This is a genomic window from Ktedonobacter sp. SOSP1-52 (assembly GCF_016587395.1).
Window position 1 is genome coordinate 750,370 of record NZ_BNJH01000004.1, and the last position, 21,473, is coordinate 771,842.

Genomic DNA, 21,473 nt, shown 5'->3' on the forward strand with positions numbered 1-21,473 from the left:
AAAAGTAGGTATGGCTATGACAGGGCTACAATCCGTCCATCATGGACTCCTGTCATAACACATAGTACTGATCGTGACAACCGGGTTTTAACTGCATGTAGTACCATGTCATCATTAACAAGGGGCGATGCGACAGTGCATCCAAAAAGAAACGCCAGTATGCTTGTCTTGGTTTGCCCCGCACACCCAGGATGAGGAACTTACCTGATCCAACGCATTGTGTGCAAGTTAATGGAAGTTATATCCTGGAAAGTATGGAAGGTGGTAAATGACAGGTGGCACAACCTGCTCTGGCTAGAGCCTTGTCAGCCAGCCTCCCTGCTCCCCTGGCAAGAACTTTGAAAAGTTCATAGCCCTCTACAGAGTACCATTTAGGACAACTGATATCAAGTAGGAATATTTGGTGTGCTCATGTTGTTCAACGTGGCATCGGATGTAGATGCGTCTTTAGAGTCTGTCGAGTCTGCTGCTGGCACAGGAAGAAAGCCGATTGAGAAGCGAATATAGGCATCGGTATAGCCAAAGCCTGAACCAGGCACGCCCGCGATGCCTGTTTTCTCAAAGAGCGAGAAGGCATCTTCTCCGGGAGCAAGCTTGCTCCAGTTATAGACGGTGGTGTCATCATCGACATAGATCTCGGCGAAGAGGGGTTGCTGGGTATTGATCTGGCGTAGCTGCTCAATGAAACGCTGGCGGCGCATACGATAGAAGGTGCGCAACTTCTCCATTAGCCAGGGGCGTTCCTGTAGGAGACGATAATAGGCCATGAAGCGTAGTTGCCACTCGCCGGGAAGGGAGGCCATGCCATTCGTCCAACTAGCGGCAATGGTGTTGGCGATAGCTGGATTCGCGCAGGTGACCCAGCCAAAGCGCTCGCCGGTCAGTGTACTGGTCTTTGAGAGGCTGCTAACAAAGAGTGTGTGCTGGAGAATATCCGTGTTCTGGAAGGCAGACATGCGCTCCCGGTCTAACTCTGGCTGACTAGTACCGATATAGGCCAGGTCGGCCAGAACCAGGATCTCGCGCCCATTCTGCCAGTAGCGATGCAATACATCGTAGAGCGAGCGTAGCTCGGCGGCCGTAAAAGAGAATGCCGTAGGATTATTACTGATGGTCAGGTAGACAACGCGAATATCTTCATGCTCCTGTAACAAGGCGTCGAGCTGGGAGCCAGTTAGTTTGAAGTGATGCTCCTCTGCCGTCTGGAAGCGATGTAGAGTATAGCCATAGGTACGCGCCTGCCATTCGGGGACGCCAAAGCCTGGCTCAGGGAAGAGAATGCCTATGCCTTCCGTGCTGCATTGCTGAAAGTGGAGGGTCAGGCCGCGCAGGGTTTTATCGATGCCATCCATTGCACCCAGGCTGGGGAGAATATGTTCATATGTAACGGGCAGGTTCCAGAGGGTAGCCATCTCGTGTGCCAGCCAGGAGCGGAGCACGGGATTACCAACGCCATAGATATCATAGATACGCAGATCAAAGCCCTGTTGCAGCAGGAGGCGCTCGCACTCTAGCATCTGCTCGCGCAGCCAGAGATAGGTCGAGCCGCTGGCGATATAGCCAGAGGCCAGCTTCTCTCCTGGCAGGGCCACGCCCAGCTCATCGGCCAGGAGGCGATAGTCACGCGAACCGCCTGGCTCACCCTCGCACTCGGTAATCAAGCGCACATTGATATCGCCAATCGTACGATTGACAATCTCAGATATGATCACCTCTTCTGAGATATTGTGCTGGCGGCAGGCCTTTTCCAGTTCTGTGACTATCCGTGCCATAATACGAATAGGCCCTGGCCCATCCTGCAAGAGAGGGCGATAATATTTAATAAGCTGACTGCGCAGTTCGCGTAGAGTAGCTTGTTGTTCTTCCTGATTCAAAGACGTGGTGGAAAGGTCCACAGAGAGATCATGGGTAACCATAAGATATACTCCCTTCATACGCGCAACACATGGCGCTTCATCCTGTTAAGGAGCGGTACCATCTTCATTGGTGATACCATCCCTATGAGTGTAGCACATACGCTGCAGAAGCGACAAGTAGATCTATGAGGCGACAGAAGTAGGCTCGCCCCGCGTTTGTACGAGCTGATCTCCATAATTTCCAGCGGAGAAAGCCCTGATGTTTCACGTGAAACATTTACTAACAAAAAGGAGTGTGGCTATGACGGGCATACAGGGGAAAAATGTTGTGATAACCGGTGGGGGACGTGGGATTGGACGTGCCATGGCCCTGGGCTTTGGGCGCGAAGGTGCCAGGGTATTGATACATTATGGGAAGAGCTGGGAGCAGGCCGGGGAGGTCGTGCGCGAGATACAAGGCAGCGGAGGGCTGGCGGATGCGCTCCAGGCAGATATTAGCGATAGCGACCAGGCAACGGGTTTAGTCAAAGAGGCGGCGAAGCGCCTGGGCGAGATCGATGTCTGGATCAACAATGCCGGAGCCAGCGCTAACTCTGCGGAGGCTGGAGGCTTAAACGAAATCCAGCGCTTTGAGCGCATGATGCGCGTGGATGTCCAGGGGACATGGACGTGTTGTCGTGAGGTAAGGCCATATATGCGACCCGGAGGCTGTATTATCAACATAGGCTGGGATGGAGCGCTCTCAGGTGCGGCTGGCCTCACCAACCAGCTCTACGCCATGAGCAAGGGCGCGGTTATCTCTCTTACCCGTTGCCTGGCGGTCGAGTATGCTCCAGATATCCGCGTCAATTGTATTGCCCCTGGCTGGATCGAGAACACGTGGGCCAAAGAGCAGGCCAGTCTCGCATTCTACCAGCGTGTCAAAGAGTCTATTCCCCTAAAGCGCTGGGGTCAGGAAGAGGATATTGTTGGTGTGGCCCTCTTCCTCGCCTCGCCCGCCGCCGCCTATATCACCGGTCAGATCTTGCCAGTCAATGGCGGCAGCGTTCGCCACTAAATGTTTCACGTGAAACATTCAATGGTGAACGCTGCTAAAGCACGCGTCTATATATCATAGGAGGACATCCTCGTACCATAATATGTAGACGCGTGCTTTAGCAGCGTCGGGCACTCTACGAGAGGCGGGAGCCGGTAAGCGCAATAATACTATCGCCCGTGGGGTCTACATACTTGCGGGAGATCAAGCCATGGATCATTTCAGATGTTGTGTAGCGAAAGTGTGGGGTATCTGTCGTTGCTGCTTCGATAATGATCCGCGCGACCTCATCCGGTGTCTGGCCCGAAGAGGCGAAGACCTGTTGTGTCATAGCCAGGTACGATTCAAACATCTGGCCATATTCCTCTGGTAGCTCTTGCGTTGACTCGGACCGTAATGCCTGGACAGAATCCACAAATGAGGTATTAATTGCCCCTGGCTCGATGATTGAGAGCTGCACGCCCAGGCGTTTGGCAACAGGAGCCAGGCTCTCCATAAAACCTTCGACCGCGAACTTGGCGGCACAATAAGCATCATTGAATGGCTGCCCGATAAGCCCCCCGATACTGGTAACCGTGAGAATTCGCCCTGACCGGGCGGCGCGCATCAACGGAAAGACGGCCTGGGTGACCCGCCATACGCCAAAGAAGTTCGTCTCCATTGTGCGCCGGAGATCGTCAGCGGATGTTTGCTCAAGAGAACCAAGATAGCCGGCCCCTGCGTTATTCACCAGGACGTCAATCCGACCATGGATCTTGCTCACCTCTTGCATGCAGTTAGTAACGGAGGCATCCTGCTGCACATCTAGTTGGCGTACCTCGATATGTACACCCGCCTCCTGCGCTCGCGCCTGGAGTGCTCCAGATTTCGACGTGTCGCGCATCGTCGCAATGACTATAAAGCCGGACTGTGCCAACTGGATGGCGGTACTCAATCCGACACCAGATGAAGTGCCAGTGACGAGCGCAATCTTCTCTGAGAATGCTGTACTCATAGTAGTATCCTTTAAGGTTTGTATGGAGACCCGACAGGGGGTTGAGCTACTTACATACGCGCTTACGTTGAATGTTTGTGTAGGCGCGTACGTAAGTGGCTCAACTCTGCCAACTTTATCTATCTATAAGTAGTAGTCTACACCTTAGATCGTGCTCCAAGTCAAGTAGCGCTGGGCGAGGAAAAATAGCATTGACTTGTAGGCCTAGGCCCAACGTTTCATGTGAAACATTGAAATAAAAAGCGAGGAGATGTTTCACGTGAAACATCTCCTCGCTATGATGAAAAAGCCTAACCCTCTACAGGGAAGGCAAAGACGCCTTCTTGCAAAGCTTGAGCGATGATGGCGATATCGGGGGCCATCACGCGATCTTCCTCAAGTTTGGCGACATAGCGACGCACATGGTCATAGGCCTGTTGAACGCCTGCGCCCGGCTTAAGTGGGAGACGGAACTCCAGCATCTGGGCCGCGCTGAGTAGCTCAATCGCGATCACCTGGCGTGCCAGTTCGAGCAGGCGTAGGAGTTTATGAGCACTGGTCACACCCATGCTCACAAAGTCCTCCATGCCAGCCGAGGTGGGTATAGAATCGATGCTGGCGGGATGGGCCAGAATCTTGATCTCATTGACCAGGGCTGCCGCCGCGTACTGCACAATCATAAAGCCCGAGTTGAGGCCCGGATTGGGTGTGAGAAAGAGGGGCGCGCCATTGGTATCCCACTCATGGGGACCCATCAGATTATAGACGCGGCGCTCAGAGAAACTGGCAAGTTGGGTCAGGGCAATGGCCAGGGTATCGAGGGCCAGGGCCAGGGGCTGACCATGGAAGTTGCCTCCACTCAGGATGTCTCCATCCTCGGGGAAGATCAGGGGATTGTCGGTGACGGCGTTTAGCTCGCGCTCAAAGATTTGCTGACAGTAGTCTAATGCGTCGCGTACCGCACCAATGACCTGGGGCGCACAACGCAGGGTGTAGGGGTCCTGTACACGCGGACAATGCTCATGGCTCTGGCGAATCTCGCTATCATGCAGCAACTGGCGCAGACGTGTCGCCGTCACCTGCTGGCCATATTGGCCACGGCGGCGATGGATGCGTGGGTCCAGCGGTACATGGCTACCCATCAATGCCTCAATGCTCATCGCGCAGGCCACTTCCGCGCTCTCGACCAGCGTGCGCGCATCATCCAGGGCCAGAATGGCGATAGCCTCCATCAGGTGTGTGCCATTGATCAGGGCCAGTCCCTCTTTTGCCTGAAGCATCAGTGGTTGAAGGCCAGCCTGGCGCAGGGCCTCAGCGCCGGAAATTTTCTCTCCTTTATAGAGTGCCTCGCCCTCACCAATCAAGACCAGGGCCAGGTGTGCGAGGGGAGCCAGGTCACCACTTGCACCCACCGAGCCACGCGATGGCACGACCGGAGTAATGCCATGATTAAGCAGTGCCAGCAACTGCTGCACAACCTCGACGCGCACACCAGAGTTGCCGCGCGCGAGACTGGCGGCGAGTAGCAGGGCCATCGCCCGCGTCACATCTTCACTCAACGGCTCGCCCACGCCAGCCGCGTGACTGCGCAGCAGGTTATGCTGAAGCTGAACAAGCTGATCCTGGGGAATGCGCACGCTGCTCAGGTGGCCAAAGCCGGTTGTCACACCATAGACTTTGCGTCCCTCAGCCGCCGCCGCATCAACAACATCGCGCGCAGCCTGAATGCGCACAATAGCCGTGTCTTCAAGTTGCACAGGCATGGCGCGGCGCGCCACTCCTATGACCTCAGAGGGAGTAAGGGCCTCGCCAGTAATATGAACAATATCCACTGAAGAAAGAGGCGTGGTCTGTGCTATAAGTGACTGATTATTTTTCATTGTAGTGTGTTTCTGCCTGGTCTTATGCTTCGTCATAGAAGATAATCCTTTCCGGCCTCATTGCCAGTCTGCCTTTGTAAAAATGTATGTTCTCCTTAGATGATAGCAGAAGTAAGCCTGCTCGTAAATGCATGTATGCTTACAAGCAGGGCTATTTAATTCTCGAACATATGGGGTCCTTCGCGCCTGCGGCGCTCAGAGATAAGGGTATGTGTGTGGAAAACGGCTTTGCCGTTTTCCACACACATACCCTTATCCGAGGCTCGCGTAGCGAGCAGAGCCAAGAAGCAGAAGAGAATTAAATGGCCCTGGCTTGCACGGCAGGAGGGATGTTTCACGTGAAACATCCCTCCTATCACATCACGTCCAAGTAGCGCTCGTTGGGGTTCACATCTTTACAATGTTTCACGTGAAACATGAGAACCAATGTGACCATGTTAATGTGGTAGAAAAATTGTGATCAATTGTCTGAACTGACTTTTTGCGTTTCAGTTACCACAGGGAGACGGAAGAAATCGGCGCTCGCCTGGGCTTGCTCACTCGACTCGAAAAGCGTGATGCCAGAGACCTGACCCTGGGAGACAATGAGATCGCTCACAACGTGAAAGCCTGCTTTCTCGATACCGCGCCCCGATGCTGTATTGTTGGGCAGGTAGCCAATCCAAAAGCGCTGAAGCCGCTCTTCCTGGCGAATGATAGCCTGGAGCAGATGAGGATAGATGCCATGACCACGCCACTCTGGAACTGTAAGAAAACTATAGAGGTAGCAATTTTCAGGGGGGATGACGAAGGACAACTGAAGATCGGAAATACTTCCCTCTTGCGTCGCCACCCAACCATAGGCGACTGGCATATCACCCATAAAAGCCAGATAAGGCCGATTGCCCGTCTGCAAACGGGTGATAACGACCTGTGGGGAGTGATTGGTAAGGCGTGCGATTTCTTCTATATCTGTTGAGATACGAGCGGAGAATGTTGGGAGAGGCGAGAGATCGGGTAAGGAATCTCTCCGCCACCATGTTGCGAAAGTCATGAAAAAAAGTACCTCCTTGTAAGACACTACCAGTATACTTATCTCTCCCTCTAAAAAGCAAGCGGAGGGTTGTGATCTTATACAAGCGTTTCCGAAAAAACACGACAGCGTTCCCATTCCAACATGGAATTTCGGGAACGCTGTTCAATACCACCCAATGTTTCACGTGAAACATCAAACTCTAAACAATCCGACAGTAGGTGCATACGCTAGGAGAAAGCGCTACTTACGTACGCGCCTACGCTGTTGTTGCTGACGAACAGAAGGCTCACCTATGTTTCTGGTAAAACCCCGTGTAGGCGCGTACATAAGTAGCGCACGTTACTGAAGGGCATCAATGTGAGCTAGCGCTTTCGTATGCGTCCAGAGTGCGCAGGGCCTCTATGGTAACGCGACCCCGCCATTCGCTCTCGACCGTCGAGCTAATAGGATCCCAGGCGATAGGCCAGCCACCATCGTCGCGTTGGCGCTCAGCGAGAGTAGTCAGGTGTCTCTCGATGATGTCATTGGTGAACAGGCGGCGGCAGAAGCTGCGCGGGTTTGGCGCCCAGTCCAGCGGCTTCTGTACATAACCCTGGGCATGGGGATCGAGTTCAATGACGCCGGGCTGTGCGAGGCGCGTGGCGATACGCTGTAGCTCGTGCTCAGCGCGACCACGATCTGGAGTATGTTCAAGGAATGTGATAACCGGCATCAATGTGTGAAACTCGGTTGAATCCAGTGCCTCAATCTCTCGCCAGCAGAACGTGGACGCGGTCTCGATCCAGGGATGCTGGACGCCATGCTTGAGTAGCAGGCCCACCAGTGCCGCGGTAGGATTGAGCGAGGCAGGCGGGTTAGCTTCGGCTGTCCACCAGGGGGCATGGGGATAGGCATTGACTGATGGCAGGGCGAACGGTACACCGCCCTCAGGGGTGGTAATAGTAGCCAGGTAATCACAGGCGCGTGTAACCATGCGATCGTCCATAGCGTTGATAGTATCTAGAATATGCAGAGCAACCTCGACATCCTGAGGCTGACTATCTGGGCAGCGCTTATCTGGCTCTAGCGCGTTACCAAAGCCTCCGTCCTCATTCTGGTAAGGGTGGAGGGCAGCAAGTACAGGTTCCTTGCCGCCATTGGCGAAGAGGTAGGCGAACAGATTGCACTCAAGGAGCCGAGCATGCAACCAGATAAATTCCTGCGCTTTGGCGAGACGCTGGCTACGATTCATAGAGGTGTTCCTTTCTTCGATTTCATCCAGTACTGTGTGTTCCAACACAGGAAGTATAGATGAACGGAGTGACAACCCTATGTCAGCAGCGATCGCGACTTTGCGAGAGTCACTTGATTGACCCCAATGTTTCACGTGAAACATTCCTCATGTGGCAAGAATGCTATGTCAATCTGTGAAGACGTCTAAGAAATATCCCAATCCACGTTTTCCGCTTCGATTTGTAGTAACTTTACTCCCTGGTTTGGAGTAATGAGTAGAAGGAACTCTAATGTTTCTTTTTCTGGATTCGCTGATGAGAGCATACGCATGTCGTTAATTTCATCGTTTTCAAAATCAAGAGAACCTGTGCTGATGCTATAGTGAGAAACACCTGTGAAGACAAATTTGATAGGAAAAGGATCGATGCTATTTTTGAGAAAGGGCCACTGTCCATCATCGCAAATGTCTACTTCTAAAATCAATTTGCCTTGCTCTGGGAAAAATTGGAGATTATTTATTGGACCATCATGTAAACTATGACCCTTTTGAAATTCACTCAATCTCATTAATATTTTGTCTTTCTGAGAGGCTGACGCTACTAAAGTACGCGTCTACATATAAGGCCCCATATGTAGACGCGTACTTTAGTAGCGTCGGTCGGATAGTACATTTTTGGGTTAATGTTTTAAAACAGCATTAGCAGCGTAATCCCCTCAGTATCCACATTGCGGCCGACGTTTCACAATGCTTCACGTGAAACGTAAGGCCCATGCTACTTATGTATGCTCTCCTTTGAATCAGGTTAATGAGTTAGACATATCGTAATCATTTCTCCACATTGGCCGTATGATCACTCACTTGTGATAGCAGGTTTTCCAGGATCTTGCGCCTCTCCTGAGACGCCAATGGTGGTGTATCAACACTAAAAAAGCCCTGAGCAAATTTTACGTTCTGCTGTTTCTCCGCTGGCAGTGCCTGACGTATGACATGGGCTAATCTGTCAGGATCAAAGCTCTGAAAATCGACAAGCTCATGCAGTAGTTTCTGGTTTACCTGCTCAGTTGGAAGCATGAGTGGGGTGGCGTTCCTTCCTGAGAGCTGAACGTGGCGAATCAGACCTTCCACGTGACCCTTTACTTGCCAGCCGGGCCAGCGGCGAGCAATTGCCTCCTGATAGCGCGGGTCAAGTTCGTTATCCCAAACCCAGAGGGTGTGCGTTTCCTCATCGATAAGCGCACCCTTATCTGGTTCCTGCTCACTACTTTCGAGGGGGAGTGGAGCGGTAGATTGAGCATCTAGAAATGTGATTAGTTGGGGACCTAGAGAGAGCATTTTGTAAGGCTCTGGTGAGAAGAAGGCTTCTCCGAGAGAGGAATGAGCTGAAAAGAAATAATCGCGTACCTCTCCATTTTTTCGGCGGATAGTGATAAGTGATTTTGCACCATCTGCCAGTAGTGAGTCCATCAGTTGGGCTTCTGTGATGACTGCACCATAGCCTTGCAAAAAGTCGGTATCATCAAAATCATCTTCTAAAACTTTCCAGACATCCCACCCAAGGGCATAGGCTAGATCAGCTACTCCATGTATTGCCCAATCAATGGACCATCCTTGCCAGAGGGCTGGCAGTAATTTCAGGAGTGGACGGCGCAGATAAGGGTAGGCCGCAATGCTATCTCCTCCCCAGAATAGCATATGGCGCTCATCCGCATTAAAGAGAATGCCGCCCTCTGCCCAGACATTATTCATAAGCTGATCTGTAGTGGCGAGTTTAAGGATGTACTTCAACGTATCTTCTGGCCCTGCTAGTAATACAGCAGGGATTGTAATCGCACCAAATTGCGAATAGAAGATTTGTTTCTGCCCATTTTCAATGAGCACATAGTTCGCTCGATTTCCCAAGGCTCTGTTCCTTCAACAAATATTCTGCCTGCCAATGTTTCACGTGAAACATTCCCTCTACTGGCGTTTCACAAGGGTGGTGCGCACGAGGTTGGTGCCGAAGTGGTAGCCGATCTCGTGGTAATCCTGGATGGACCAGAGAGCGAGTTCGCATTGTTTGCCAACCTCGATGCTACCGATCTCGTCTTGCAGAGCGAGGGCGCGCGCGCCATTAATGGTGGCTGCCGTAAGCGCCTCCTCCAGCGGCATACCCATGGAGGACATGGCCAGGCCCAGGATCATCTGCATGTTCTCGCAGTAGGAGGTGCCAGGATTGAAGTCGGTCGCCAGGGCCACGTGCAGGCCATGGTCGAGGAAGCGGCGCGCTGTGGGATAAGGTGAGCGCAGGGTATAGGAGCAGCCCGGCAGGAGGGTGGCGACGACTCCGGCCTCACGCATAGCCTCAAGGTCCTCGTCGCTGGCATGATCGAGATGGTCGGCGGAGACCGCGCCCAACTCTGCGGCCAGACGTGAACCTCCCGATGGGCTGAGCTGATCGGCATGCAGTTTGAGCAGGTAGCCAAGCTCTTTAGCGCGTGTGAGGATACGTCGGCTCTCGTCGAGGGTGAAGGCTTCGCGCTCGCAGAAGACATCGCAGAAGCGGGCGAGTCCCACGAAGCGGGGCAGCATCTCCTCTATGACGAGTTCTACATATGCCTCGCGTTGCTCGCGATACTCGAGGGGAACGCTGTGTGCGCCTAGAAAGGTCGGTATGACGCGGACTTCATTCAGTGTGGGCAATGTGTTTGTGTCTGCGGCGTTCAGCTTATTGATGATGTGAAGGCACTGCTCTTCAGAATCTGGATTCAGGCCATAGCCGGTCTTGATCTCGACGGTTGTGGTGCCATATCCACTCAGGCTGCGCAGGCGCTCCTGCGCCAGGCCTAACAGTGTCTCCTCGTCGGCAGAGCGGGTGGCGTTCATGGTGGTTAAAATGCCCTGACCGCGCGCGAGGAGTTCACCATAGCTGGTCCCGGCGCGCCGCAGGTGAAACTCCTGGGCGCGGTCGCCCGCGAAGACGAGGTGCGTGTGGGAATCTACAAAGCCAGGCGTGATGACCGCACCTTCGGCATCAATGATGGCAATATCTTCTTCTGTGGTGGCGGATTGAAATTGCGGCTCCTCCTCGCCCTCGCGCCCAATCCAGGTGATACGCCCCTGACTAATACTCACCAGCGCGTGGTTGATCACCTGAAGGGGACCACTGGCGCCGGGAAGTGGTTCCTGAGCCACTGTTACCAGTTGACCAATATTACGAATCACTGTATCCGCGCGTATCATGTGCGCGGACTGGGAGGGATCAAGCACCATACTATATTCTCCTTCTATAGTTCACAAGAACACTTGCATTTCTGCTGCTTCTGCGTGCTGACGGCTACAGTATATCATGCTGTCGTTCAAGCGAATATAGGCTAGAATGTAGACTTAGGACGCGGGCATATCGAATATAGACTTGTAATACCGACTTAGGACGCAGGCATACCGAACATAGACTTGTAATACTGACTTGCTCAGTACAGGCGGATTTGTTACACTGTGAGCAGTGCGCATGTGGAGGTATGTTAATGCCGTTGCGTACGCTGTGCAAGGATGCCAGAGAAAACGATGAGGGAGCTTGTGAAGGTTTATGCGAGCTGTAGACGATAACAGGTCGCGTTATGCGGCGGTCTTACGTGTGTTGCAAACCTGGAAACAGTTGCCTGAGAGCGATGTCTCACGCCTGTTGCGCGACCAGTATCTGGTAACAGATGACTTTCGCGAGATGGAGGATCAGGGACTGTTAACGATGGCATTCATTGGCGATGAATATATTATCTCTCCCACCCTCATGGGAAAGGTCTGGTTGGAAGAGTTTGAGAACGGTAAAGTGTAGCACTGTGGCTGCCCGACGCTACTAAAGTACGCGTCTACATATGGGGCCTTATATGTAGACGCGTACTTTAGTAGCGTCGTCCCCCAACTCAATGCTGTTGCACATTGGCTGTAAAATATGGCTCAAGCCGTCCTGGATGGTTGGGAGCCTTAAGGAGTGATCAACTATGTACGACGAGGAAGAGCAGCTTCCCTATAGCGAGATTGACGCCGAAGAGGCCAAACGCTTAATCGAAGCAGGCGCGCATGCCATTGATGTTCGTCAATTGGATGAGTGGAATGGCGGCCACATCTCCCAGGCTACCCTGGTTCCCATCGATGGCATCTACGCCTTTGGCAAGGCGCTGGCAGAACAGAATCTCCCCAAGGATGAAGATGTCATTTTTGTGTGTGCCTCTGGTCGTCGCAGTGCCTCGGCCTCCGAGATCGCGCGCCTCCTGGGCTTTCAGAAGGTCTACAATCTGGCGCACGGCATGCACGGCTGGATGAGCTATGGCTTTCCCGCCACACGCTAATACACCCCCTCTACTTGACAGCGTTACTGTTACACCAGGCGTGTCACATCGCTGCAAGAACTTATAAAGATTTGGTTCTAGCTAACCCGATGTACACGTTATTTGGGTAGTGGGTGTGGTGCTGTTTGGCAGCTGCAGCTGCCAAACAGCACCACACCCACTACCCCGGCGAGCGCCATAGGCGCGAGGTGTGGCACCCAAAAGTTGTACATGGGGTTAGATAGCTATTTGCGAGAGGAGATAGAGCATATGCCTCTATTGGAAGGAAAAAAGGCGCTGATTTTCGGCGTCGCTAACCATCGTTCGATTGCCTGGGCCATCGCACAGTCGCTGGCTGGCGAGGGCGCGCAACTGGTATTTACGTATCAGGAGCGCATGGAGAAATATGTGCGTGAGCTGGCGGCCAAGATTCCCGGTACCGAGGTTATCCCCTGCGACGTGCAGAGCGATGAGGAGCTAGATAGCGCTTTTGCTAAAGCCGGAGAGATCTTCGGCGGCAGCCTGGATATCCTGATTCATGCCGTGGCCTTCGCGCCTCCCTCTGAACTGGAGAATCCCTTTGTCCAGACCACGCGTGAGGGCTTCCATACCGCGCTGGATATCAGTGCCTATTCCCTGGTCGCTATGGCCAAACGCGCCGTGCCATTGATGCAGCAAAATGGTGGCAGTATCACCAGCCTGACCTATATGGCCAGCCAGCGTGTCATGCCCAAGTATAATGTCATGGCCGTGGCGAAGGCCGCGCTGGAGTGCAGCACGCGCTACCTGGCCTATGAGCTGGGCGAGCATAATATTCGCGTCAATACCATCTCGGCTGGTCCGCTCAATACACTGGCCGCGCGTGGTGTCTCTGGTCTGACTGGTTTCCGTAACCACGTGGCCGAGATCGCGCCTCTGCGCCGCAACATCGAGCAGAGCGAGGTTGGCGATACCGCCCTCTTCCTCTCCAGCAACCTGGCCCGTGCCATCACTGGCGAGACGCTCTACGTCGACGCCGGCTACAACGTCATGGGTGCGTAAGCAAAAAGCGAGAAAAAAGGTTGGCTCTCTCTCTGACCAGAGAGAGAGCCAACCTTTTTTCTCGCTTTTTTCAATGTTTCACGTGAAACATTATAGCTAGCTTTAGCCGGGTAGGATCTCGCCGGTAGCGCTATCAACGTGAATAGGAATCGAGGCAAGAGGACGACGGGCCGGCGGACGAACGACCTCGGCCTGCTTAGCGGGATCATAACTGGCGCCGTGGCAGGGACAGACTATCAGCTTACTATCACTATCGTAGCTAACGGTACAGCCTGCATGGGTGCAGCGCGCACTATAGGCTACAAACTGATTACTATCGAGATGAATTAATAAGGCATTCTGCCCACTTCCTGTGTCAATGAAGGGAAGCGCGCTATTAAACTGTACATCGCTTACACGTGCAATTGCCCTATTAGAAGGACTCCCAACATTGGTTGCCGTTGCCGTACTGCCAGGGAGCGTGCTAACCGTAGGTGTCGCCTGGTTGACAATGGGAATATTCGCCTGGCGTCCCGCCTGGAGCAGATTGCCCAGGGTCGTCATGACAGCCACACTTATGCCACCCGCCAGGGCTCCCCAGAGGAAGCCTCGCCTGGTTATCGTGTTCACCTGTGAATATGCTGTTCTAGTCAGGGCTGGCGCAAGTGGGAGGCCCAGCAAGAGAGAGAATGTGCGCGCCGCCGACTCTCTCCTCTGCGCCATATGCCGCATGAGCACAGGCGTAAAGAAGACCTCATCAAGCGTTGGCAGACCGGTACCGTGTGCACCGTTGAGCAGGAGCACGAGCCAGCAGCAGGCAAAGACGATGTCAGAGCCATAGAAGTAGGGGTAGACACTCCAGGAGGCGCTGAGCCAGAGCAAGATGTTGAGCAGTAAACCAAAGAAGGAAGCTGGCCGCAGTAGGAGTCCCAGCAGGGCGCCCAGGCCAAGCGCCAGTTCGCCATAGGCGATGACCTGGCCAGAGAGAATCGCGTGTGGCTCCGCTACCTGGAGCAACAATACACTCAGTGGCGATGTTTGTGCGAACGTGAGAATCTGCTGGCCGATGAAGTCTGGATTTCCTGGCCGCAAGAAGTTTGGATCGGTCAGTTTTTGCATACCTGCATACAGAAAAGTGACACCCAGAAAGAGGCGTAGCGGCAACAACGCCAGGGCGCGGGATGTGCGTACAGGTTCCGGCTCTTTAGGGGGATTACTATATCGTGTATCTGGCATGGTTCTGCTGCTGGTCATGGAACCTCCCTGTTATGAATCTGGATAGCGATCTGGGTGTTATTCAATCTATACGACCTTGTCTGTAGAGACAGGTTACTATCACGCCTATTACAATTACATCAACGATTATCTACCTGAAGAGATACACCTCTCTCCTGAATTCTGCCTGAAATAAGACTCTCAATCTGCATGACCCCTCTATTCACTACGCTTTTCCTGCACTCCAAAAAGGAGCGCCAGGCAATCTCGCCTGGCGCTCCTTCTGGTTTGTTAGGGTGTTTACTGTTCGACTGGACGTCGCACTATGGGTGGCTGGGGGGCAGATTCACCACAAATGCTACAGAAACGTGCCTCGGGGCGGTTGGCGTGCCCACAGGGCCAGATCTGTGTCGTCACTGGAGGATTATTTGGATATGGCGTCGCCAGGGGCGTAGGTCCAGGCTGTGCCATAAATGGCGACGGCTGGCCCCCAAAGCTCGGCTGTGGAGGCATGGGGGAGGAAGCAGGATGAGACGACGATGGACGTGCAGGTGCGCCAAAGGCCGCCATGCCATCGTCATAACCGCTTGGAGTATTAAACGCGCCAGACGTCGGCGGGAAGGGTCCTGGCGTGGCGCCTGGGTGGCTATTAGCGAACGCCCCAGGCTGGCTCGGATAGACTGGTTGACCAGGATTGCCAGGGTAACCTGCAACTGCCACCTGCCTCTTATTCCTGCTACGAGCGGAGATGGTAAAGAAGAGCAGGGCCACAATTGCCAGAATTGCAATGACCGCCAGGATGAGTCCCCAGGAAATGGAGGAAGTATTGATAAGCTGATTGCCTGACTTGCTGGGCGTTGAACCAGTCTGGCTCTCGCTGTTGGCCTGTGTGTGCGCATAGCTCGCGTACTGCTCAACCGACTTGAAGTTTGGGTAGGTGCTTTGCAGTTGATCAAAGAGCGTCTGCGCTTTGTGCCAGTGGCCCGCATCCTGAGAGGCATAAGCGTCAAAGGACTGCTGCCAGAGCTTCTGGAAAGGGCCGGGCGCTGTATTCAGGCCCAGGCTCTGTGCCATATCAGCGGCGCCACTACTGGCCTGAAGGAAGGTTGTGCTGCCTGGCGAATTGGGGCTGGAGAGGCCAAAGCTGACGACCCCCACGACGCGACCATTGTTATCCAGGGCTGGGCCACCACTATCTCCATGCTCGACATTCCCTCCGACCTGGATGACGGGCGCCCCACTATCCGTGGTCTTGATCGAGCTTACCGAGATCTTATTGACGGAGGAGGTAAGCAGGTCCGTTGGACGGTTGCTGACATCGCCGTTGCCGGGGAAGCCAATGATAGTTAGCTCGTCCTGCTGCTGAACTGAGGAGGAGTTGCCGAGCTGAACACTGGGGGTGTCCTGGAAGTTCGCGTGCACAATCGCCAGGTCGCGCTGGTCCAGCGAACTCTGTTGCTCGATCTTATCGACACTGGCATGAATATAGGAGGGCACACTATTAAAATTGGATGCTGTCAGGTTTCCCGTATAGTCGGTGCTTAGAAAGACCTCGCTCTGCGTCTGGTCAATACTTGCGTCCGACCGCAAGGCGCCGCTATCGAGCTGCTGTTCCGCGTCACTGGCGGTCGTCGCTTTTCCCTTTTGGGTCAGATATGCCGCGACGTCATTGGCAGCCTGCTTATTAATATACTGGACGAGCGAATCATCCTTGGGTGGATTGACAACGTGGTCAGCGGTCAGCACATCTCCATTGGAGGTAATAAATGTGCCACTACCCGAGAGTTGTGCGATATAACCATCGCCACCCTGGGGAAATTTCACATCTCCACTGGCGAAATGGACCGTCACATGCGAGGTCAGGGTGGTGATGATACGTACCACTGCCGGCTTGGCAACATCCACCGCGCGAACAACGGGATCAGAAATGTTTCCTCCAGGTTTGCTATCGGCTAGTGCGCTCTTTGTATTGCCGAAGGTGGCGAAGACTAGAGCACTCACTGCCAGCATGACCAGGAAACTGAAACGCAGCTTCTGCTGTGTATGCTGTGTGGGTAATCTTCGTTTCATATCTTGTAAATCCTGTCCTGGGCCTGGTTGGGAATAGAGAGCAATTGCTTGTAGTATTATATCCTATATTTCGACAGTAGAGATACGTACTAGTTCACAATTTGTTGCAAACGTTGCAAAAAGGAGTAACGTTTATCAGGATGCTTTTGTTAGAAATGAATTTTCTTACTATACCATATATCTTACCATCGATAAGCACCTATGTATAGAGAATAGGTATGTTCAGGCAAGGCTTTTCAAAATCTTTCTTGGTATCGCTTTGGCTCGCAAGCTCGCCTTGGGTAAGGGTGTCTGATGTGAAGCTGGCTCCGCCAGCCTCACATCAGACACCCTTACCTGAGCGCCGTAGGCGCGAAGGCTTCTCCAGAGGAGAGATATAGCGTGCATGTGAACTGGTGGATGAAGTCTGCCAGTTCACATGCACGCTATATCCTATTTTTCTCTTTGAAACTAAAACGGGCCTTTGCCCCGTATTATGAGTATTAAAAACAATCAATATGCTACGTAATTTAAGCAAGATACTTTAAGCAAATAGAGGTGAAAATATAATGCCACAGAAGATGCAATTATGGAAGCGCTCTGGCATGGCTCTGGCCCTGGTGAGCATGCTTATGCTGCTCCTGAGCGCCTGTAGCCAGAGTTCCACGGGAACAGGCACTACCAGTACCACACCCCTGGAGGTTGTGCAGAAAAGCTCGACTGCCATGCAGCAACTCAAGTCTTCGCACTTTAAGTTGCAATTGACCGATGACGTCAAGGTACCACAGGTATCGACAGGCAATGGAACTACTCAGCCTCAGAACGTCAGCGCGAACGTAAGTGGTGAGGGCGACCAGGCTGGTACCGATAACGCCAGAGTCCAGTACACCGCGAGTGCACAGGGGCAGAGCTTCCCTGAGCAACAGGTTGTAAAAGGCAATGACGTCTACCTCCAGGTAAATGGGAAGTGGTATGTCATCAGCAAGAGCGACTTACAGGCCGAGGCCGGCAAGTTGCCTCTACCCTCCAATGTCTCTCTGGACCAGAATAGCCTGCTTGGCCTGATCCAGAATTCAAAGATCACGGATTACCACACCGAGAATGTAAGTGGGCAGCAACTGCGCCACCTGGGTGCCGAGTTGGATAAAGAGGCTCTGCGCCAACTTCTCAAGCAGAATCCCCAGATTGCTAGCTACTTTGGTGTCAGCCAGCAGAACGTCGATAAAGTCATTAATGGCACCAAGTCGGTAAAGGCGAACCTGGACATTTGGATCGATGAGTCACAGTACTATGTCCATCGCACCCAGCTCAAGATTAACCTGGTAGCCGATGGGAAACTCTTTAGCGACTCCGCGACCCAGGACTTCACGGTCAATATGAACTCTATCCTTGACCTGAGCAAGTTTAATGATCCTGTCACCATCGATGCTCCTGCCAACGCGACCCGCGTTACTAGCCTGGAGCAGGTCCTTGGTGTTGATCTGCCCAAGAAATAACGCCAGCTCAGACGCTTACCCTTGACTAGAGCGTCCATTACACATCGCTGGAGCCGAGACTTTGATTTGAGTCTCGGCTCTTTTTCTATTACTCTTGAGCAGCGTTGGCCAAGTAATGACTCCTACTTGACAGCTAACTAAAAATAAGTTACTATTATTTTGTAAATAAACATGTTGTTTTAAGTAGGCTCTGATGTTGACTTGTAAGCTCAACACAGGGCATCACAAGAATAAAGAGACTCTATTCATACCGTTGGAGGTATACACTATGGCAAACGCTATCTCGGGCATCCATCATGTGACGGCGATCACCGATGATCCACAGCGTAACCTGGATTTTTACACTGGCTTGCTTGGCTTACGCTTTGTCAAAAAGACCGTGAACTTCGATTCTCCGGAGACCTACCACCTCTATTATGGGGACGAGGTTGGCTATCCTGGCACGATCATGACCTTCTTCTCCTGGCCCGGATATCCCAGGGGGCGACGTGGCACAGGCCAGGTTGCTACGACCTCCTTCGCCATCCCAGCAGAGGCCCTGGACTACTGGCAGGAGCGGCTGCGCGCTCACCATATCGCCTTTGAGGGGCCGACACAGCGCTTTGAGGAGCAGGTGCTCTCTTTCGAAGACCCTAATGGCTTGCAACTTGAGTTGGTCGCGGCCCCAGGGATTGAGCAGCGAGAGATCTATTGGAAGCAGGGCCCGGTTCCGGCAGAGCAGGCAATTCGTGGCTTCTATGGCGTGACTCTGACGGTCGCACGCTATGAGTTAAGCGCGAAGCTGTTGACCCAGGTTATGGGCTTTAAGCTTCAGCAGCAGGAGGGACAACGTACGCGCTTCGTCGCCGCTCAGAGTGGCAATGCCTCAATCGTCGACCTGCTGGACCTGCCAGGCCAGGCGCGAGGCCAGGAGGCAGTAGGCAGCGTTCACCACGTAGCGTTCCGCGCCGCGAACGATGAAGAGCAGCTCCAGTGGCGCCAGGCCCTGACAGACGAGGGGATGCATGTCACTCAGGTGCTCGACCGCAACTACTTTCACTCCATCTACTTTAGAGAGCCCAGCGGGGTCCTCTTCGAGATCGCGACCGACCAGCCCGGTTTCCCAGTAGATGAGCCTGTGGCCGAACTGGGAACGCACCTCAAGCTCCCTACCTGGCTGGAGAGCAATCGTCCGGAACTCGAGAAGGCGCTGCCCGCCCTCACCATTCCCTGGACCGACACCGAAGCCCGCTAAAATAAAAAGACAGAAATCAAACCACCTGGCAGATACGGGTCAGGATGTGTGGAATGGGGCAGCCAACGCAACTCCATTCCACACATCCTAAATTTCGCGAAGCGCCGTAGGCGCTGAGAAGTCTGCAACACCGGAATAGACAACTAAAAAGAGGCAAAACCATGGCAAAAGACACTTTACAACACTATATTCACCACTTTCAGCCCGCGCAGGAAGCCAATAAGCCCACTCTCCTGCTGCTGCATGGTACGGGCGGCGATGAGAACGACCTGCTCAACCTGGGGCGCATGCTCAGCCCTGGCTCTGCGCTGCTGAGTCCACGCGGCAATGTACTGGAGAATGGTATGCCGCGCTTCTTCCGTCGCTTCGCCGAAGGTGTCTTTGATATCGATGACCTGAAGCAGCGGACTGTAGAGCTGGCAGATTTCCTCCAAGCGGCCAGCGAGGAATATGCCTTTGACGCGCACCAGGTGGTCGCGGTCGGCTTCTCCAACGGGGCGAATATCGCCGCCAGTATGCTCCTACTCAGGCCCGAGGCCCTAGCGGGAGCCTATCTCTCGCATGCCATGTTCCCCTTTGAGCCAGAGACACAGGTGGATTTGCAGCATTGCCCAATCTTTGTGGCTGCCGGTCGCTCCGATATGCTGATTCCCACTGAGAATACTCAGAGACTCATCAACCTGCTTGAGCAGCAGGGGGCCGAGGTCCAGGCATACTGGAATAACACTGGACATACCATCATCCATGAAGAGGTACGCGAGGCGCGGACCTGGGTTGAGAAACACTTCTAGTTCTTCTCCGAAAACCTGAGCGCGCTTGCCGTGCCACCTTTAGGTGGTCCCCGAATGGGGGAAGCGCTAGTCACGAAAGTGATGTTGGGTTTCGGAATAAGGAGTTAGTTCTGGAAGAGATGGGCGAGGGAGCGCACGCGTGGCTCCTGACCCCAGATCGAGAGCATATGCTCATAGAGGCCATAGATCTGGCTATGGATCAAATCGCTACTAATAGCCTGCGCGGCGCGGGTCGCGGCCTCCAGGTAGATGCAGCTTTGTACCATATTGCCCAGCACAAGTGAGGTATAGGCTTTGAGCCTGAGAAATTCGGCACGCGTTCTCTCTGGGGGAGCCGGCTTAAGCTCATCAACCTGGGCGAAGGCGTCCCAGGCCAGGCGCGGCTCTCCCAGGTGCAGGAAGACATGCCCCTGGTAGTAATAGAGCAGTGAGCGATCACAATATGTATAGGCAAAGGTAGCATCCTCTTCCGGGCGCTCGGGGAAGACGGCCATGGCTAGGCGCAGAAATTGCATGGCCTCCTGCTCATGGTTCATCGCGGCCTGAATCTCAGCCAGGCCTGCGAAGATCCAGCCATGAAGTAGGGGCGAAATGGTCTCGCTGATCGTGTTGATGCGCTTGAGGGCGTCATTATAGGCCCCCAGGGCCGCACCTATGCGCTTGCGCTGTGTAAAGACCGTGGCCATGCGCAACTGCGAGGCGATGTACAAGTTCCAATTTTTTGCGAGCTGGCTATACACCACGGCCTGTGTGCCATTCATCTGGGCCGAGACAAAATCGCCACGCTGGAGTTCGAGCATGGCCATAAGCTGATAGACCTGGGCGGTAAGCGAGGCGGCGCTTCTCTGTTCGGGACCGGGATGTAGCGTTGGTGCGGTCAATTGTGCCAGGTAGGTAGGTAGGAGGCGTTCAAGCTCGCTCTGTCCCCCAATCATATAGAGGCGCCAGCACGAGGCCAGGCCCATACTCCACATGGCCAGGGCTTCGGTCAGCGTAGGTTCCTGGGGACCCTCTATAGTTGGCAATTCTAGCGAGTCAGTGGGTGGTCGTAGGGTCGTCTTGCCATTAAGCGAGGAGCGGGAGCGCATACGTTCTTCGAGTAGTTCGGCGAAGCCAAGCTCAGTAGGTGACATTTCAAAGATGGAGCAAAGTGCCTGAAGGGAGGTGAGGCGGGGAGCCTGCAAGCCCTCTTCCCAGCGAATATAGGTGTAGCGACTCACTCCCACCTTCCCACTTACGAATTCGGGTGTCCAACTCTTCTTCAGACGGGCAGACCTTAACAACGTATTCTGCTTTTTCGACACAGAAGCCTCCCCAAAATTCCAGGTACGCATGGTCATAGTGCCTCTCTGCTCACAAAATGGTTGGGAACGTACGGCATAGCATTGCCT

18 protein-coding genes are annotated in these 21,473 nt (G+C 53.6%); 7 read left to right on the top strand and 11 right to left on the bottom strand.

Features of this window, described 5'->3' with window-relative positions; all coding sequences use genetic code 11:
* Positions 1-386 precede the first annotated feature (386 nt).
* Positions 387-1,916, bottom strand: coding sequence for a pyridoxal phosphate-dependent aminotransferase (locus JMJ16_RS38410; protein WP_201390076.1), 1,530 nt, complete (start codon positions 1,914-1,916; stop codon positions 387-389).
* Between the two features lie 241 nt (positions 1,917-2,157).
* Here JMJ16_RS38410 and JMJ16_RS38415 point away from each other — a divergent pair, with 241 nt between their 5' ends.
* Complete coding sequence (locus JMJ16_RS38415; protein ID WP_201390078.1) at positions 2,158-2,913, top strand: SDR family NAD(P)-dependent oxidoreductase; 756 nt, start codon at positions 2,158-2,160, stop codon at positions 2,911-2,913.
* Positions 2,914-3,028: 115 nt separating this feature from the next.
* Here JMJ16_RS38415 and JMJ16_RS38420 read toward each other — a convergent pair whose 3' ends face one another.
* The 7 genes from JMJ16_RS38420 to hutI all read right to left on the bottom strand — a co-directional run bounded on the left by JMJ16_RS38420 (position 3,029) and on the right by hutI (position 11,222).
* Positions 3,029-3,886, bottom strand: a complete 858-nt coding sequence (locus tag JMJ16_RS38420; RefSeq protein WP_201390079.1) for an SDR family oxidoreductase — start codon at positions 3,884-3,886, stop codon at positions 3,029-3,031.
* A gap of 290 nt (positions 3,887-4,176) precedes the next feature.
* A complete protein-coding gene (gene hutH / locus JMJ16_RS38425) occupies positions 4,177-5,781 on the bottom strand; it encodes a histidine ammonia-lyase (RefSeq protein ID WP_201390080.1) in 1,605 nt (534 codons plus the stop codon).
* Between the two features lie 424 nt (positions 5,782-6,205).
* The gene (locus tag JMJ16_RS38430; protein ID WP_201390081.1) at positions 6,206-6,778 is read right to left on the bottom strand and encodes a GNAT family N-acetyltransferase; all 573 of its coding nucleotides are present in this window, start codon (positions 6,776-6,778) and stop codon (positions 6,206-6,208) included.
* A gap of 334 nt (positions 6,779-7,112) precedes the next feature.
* The gene (locus tag JMJ16_RS38435; RefSeq protein ID WP_201390082.1) at positions 7,113-7,991 is read right to left on the bottom strand and encodes a hypothetical protein; all 879 of its coding nucleotides are present in this window, start codon (positions 7,989-7,991) and stop codon (positions 7,113-7,115) included.
* A 185-nt stretch (positions 7,992-8,176) separates the two neighbouring features.
* Positions 8,177-8,533 (bottom strand): hypothetical protein, encoded by a 357-nt coding sequence (locus JMJ16_RS38440; RefSeq protein ID WP_201390083.1) that lies wholly within the window; start codon positions 8,531-8,533, stop codon positions 8,177-8,179.
* A 265-nt stretch (positions 8,534-8,798) separates the two neighbouring features.
* The gene (locus tag JMJ16_RS38445; RefSeq protein ID WP_201390084.1) at positions 8,799-9,872 is read right to left on the bottom strand and encodes a hypothetical protein; all 1,074 of its coding nucleotides are present in this window, start codon (positions 9,870-9,872) and stop codon (positions 8,799-8,801) included.
* Between the two features lie 57 nt (positions 9,873-9,929).
* Entirely contained in the window at positions 9,930-11,222 is a 1,293-nt protein-coding gene (gene hutI, locus JMJ16_RS38450) for an imidazolonepropionase (RefSeq protein ID WP_201390085.1), read from the bottom strand.
* A 316-nt stretch (positions 11,223-11,538) separates the two neighbouring features.
* Here hutI and JMJ16_RS38455 point away from each other — a divergent pair, with 316 nt between their 5' ends.
* From JMJ16_RS38455 to JMJ16_RS38465, 3 genes are all read left to right on the top strand, one after another.
* Positions 11,539-11,784: a hypothetical protein gene (locus JMJ16_RS38455; RefSeq protein ID WP_201390086.1), complete on the top strand. Its 246-nt coding sequence runs from the start codon at positions 11,539-11,541 to the stop codon at positions 11,782-11,784.
* 166 nt (positions 11,785-11,950) lie between these two features.
* Positions 11,951-12,298 carry a rhodanese-like domain-containing protein gene (locus JMJ16_RS38460; RefSeq protein ID WP_201390087.1) on the top strand — a complete coding sequence of 116 codons (348 nt, stop codon included), beginning with the start codon at positions 11,951-11,953 and terminating at the stop codon, positions 12,296-12,298.
* 249 nt (positions 12,299-12,547) lie between these two features.
* Positions 12,548-13,318 (top strand): enoyl-ACP reductase, encoded by a 771-nt coding sequence (locus JMJ16_RS38465; RefSeq protein WP_201381636.1) that lies wholly within the window; start codon positions 12,548-12,550, stop codon positions 13,316-13,318.
* Positions 13,319-13,420: 102 nt separating this feature from the next.
* On the opposite strand, the gene JMJ16_RS38470 is transcribed toward JMJ16_RS38465, so the two are convergent.
* Positions 13,421-14,533, bottom strand: a complete 1,113-nt coding sequence (locus tag JMJ16_RS38470) for a ubiquinol-cytochrome c reductase iron-sulfur subunit (RefSeq protein ID WP_201390089.1) — start codon at positions 14,531-14,533, stop codon at positions 13,421-13,423.
* Between the two features lie 279 nt (positions 14,534-14,812).
* On the bottom strand, positions 14,813-16,582 hold the full coding sequence (locus JMJ16_RS38475; RefSeq protein WP_201390091.1) for a trypsin-like peptidase domain-containing protein: 1,770 nt from the start codon (positions 16,580-16,582) through the stop codon (positions 14,813-14,815).
* A 548-nt stretch (positions 16,583-17,130) separates the two neighbouring features.
* On the opposite strand from JMJ16_RS38475, the gene JMJ16_RS38480 reads away from it, so the two are divergent.
* The 3 genes from JMJ16_RS38480 (at position 17,131) to JMJ16_RS38490 (ending at position 20,082) form a co-directional block, all read left to right on the top strand.
* Positions 17,131-18,057, top strand: a complete 927-nt coding sequence (locus JMJ16_RS38480) for a DUF6612 family protein (protein ID WP_201390093.1) — start codon at positions 17,131-17,133, stop codon at positions 18,055-18,057.
* 268 nt (positions 18,058-18,325) lie between these two features.
* The gene (locus JMJ16_RS38485) at positions 18,326-19,291 is read left to right on the top strand and encodes a ring-cleaving dioxygenase (protein ID WP_236601890.1); all 966 of its coding nucleotides are present in this window, start codon (positions 18,326-18,328) and stop codon (positions 19,289-19,291) included.
* Between the two features lie 161 nt (positions 19,292-19,452).
* Positions 19,453-20,082 (top strand): alpha/beta hydrolase, encoded by a 630-nt coding sequence (locus tag JMJ16_RS38490; protein ID WP_201390097.1) that lies wholly within the window; start codon positions 19,453-19,455, stop codon positions 20,080-20,082.
* A gap of 104 nt (positions 20,083-20,186) precedes the next feature.
* Here the strand turns inward: JMJ16_RS38490 and JMJ16_RS38495 are convergent, their stop codons facing one another.
* On the bottom strand, positions 20,187-21,386 hold the full coding sequence (locus JMJ16_RS38495; protein WP_201390099.1) for a helix-turn-helix transcriptional regulator: 1,200 nt from the start codon (positions 21,384-21,386) through the stop codon (positions 20,187-20,189).
* Positions 21,387-21,473 lie beyond the last annotated feature (87 nt).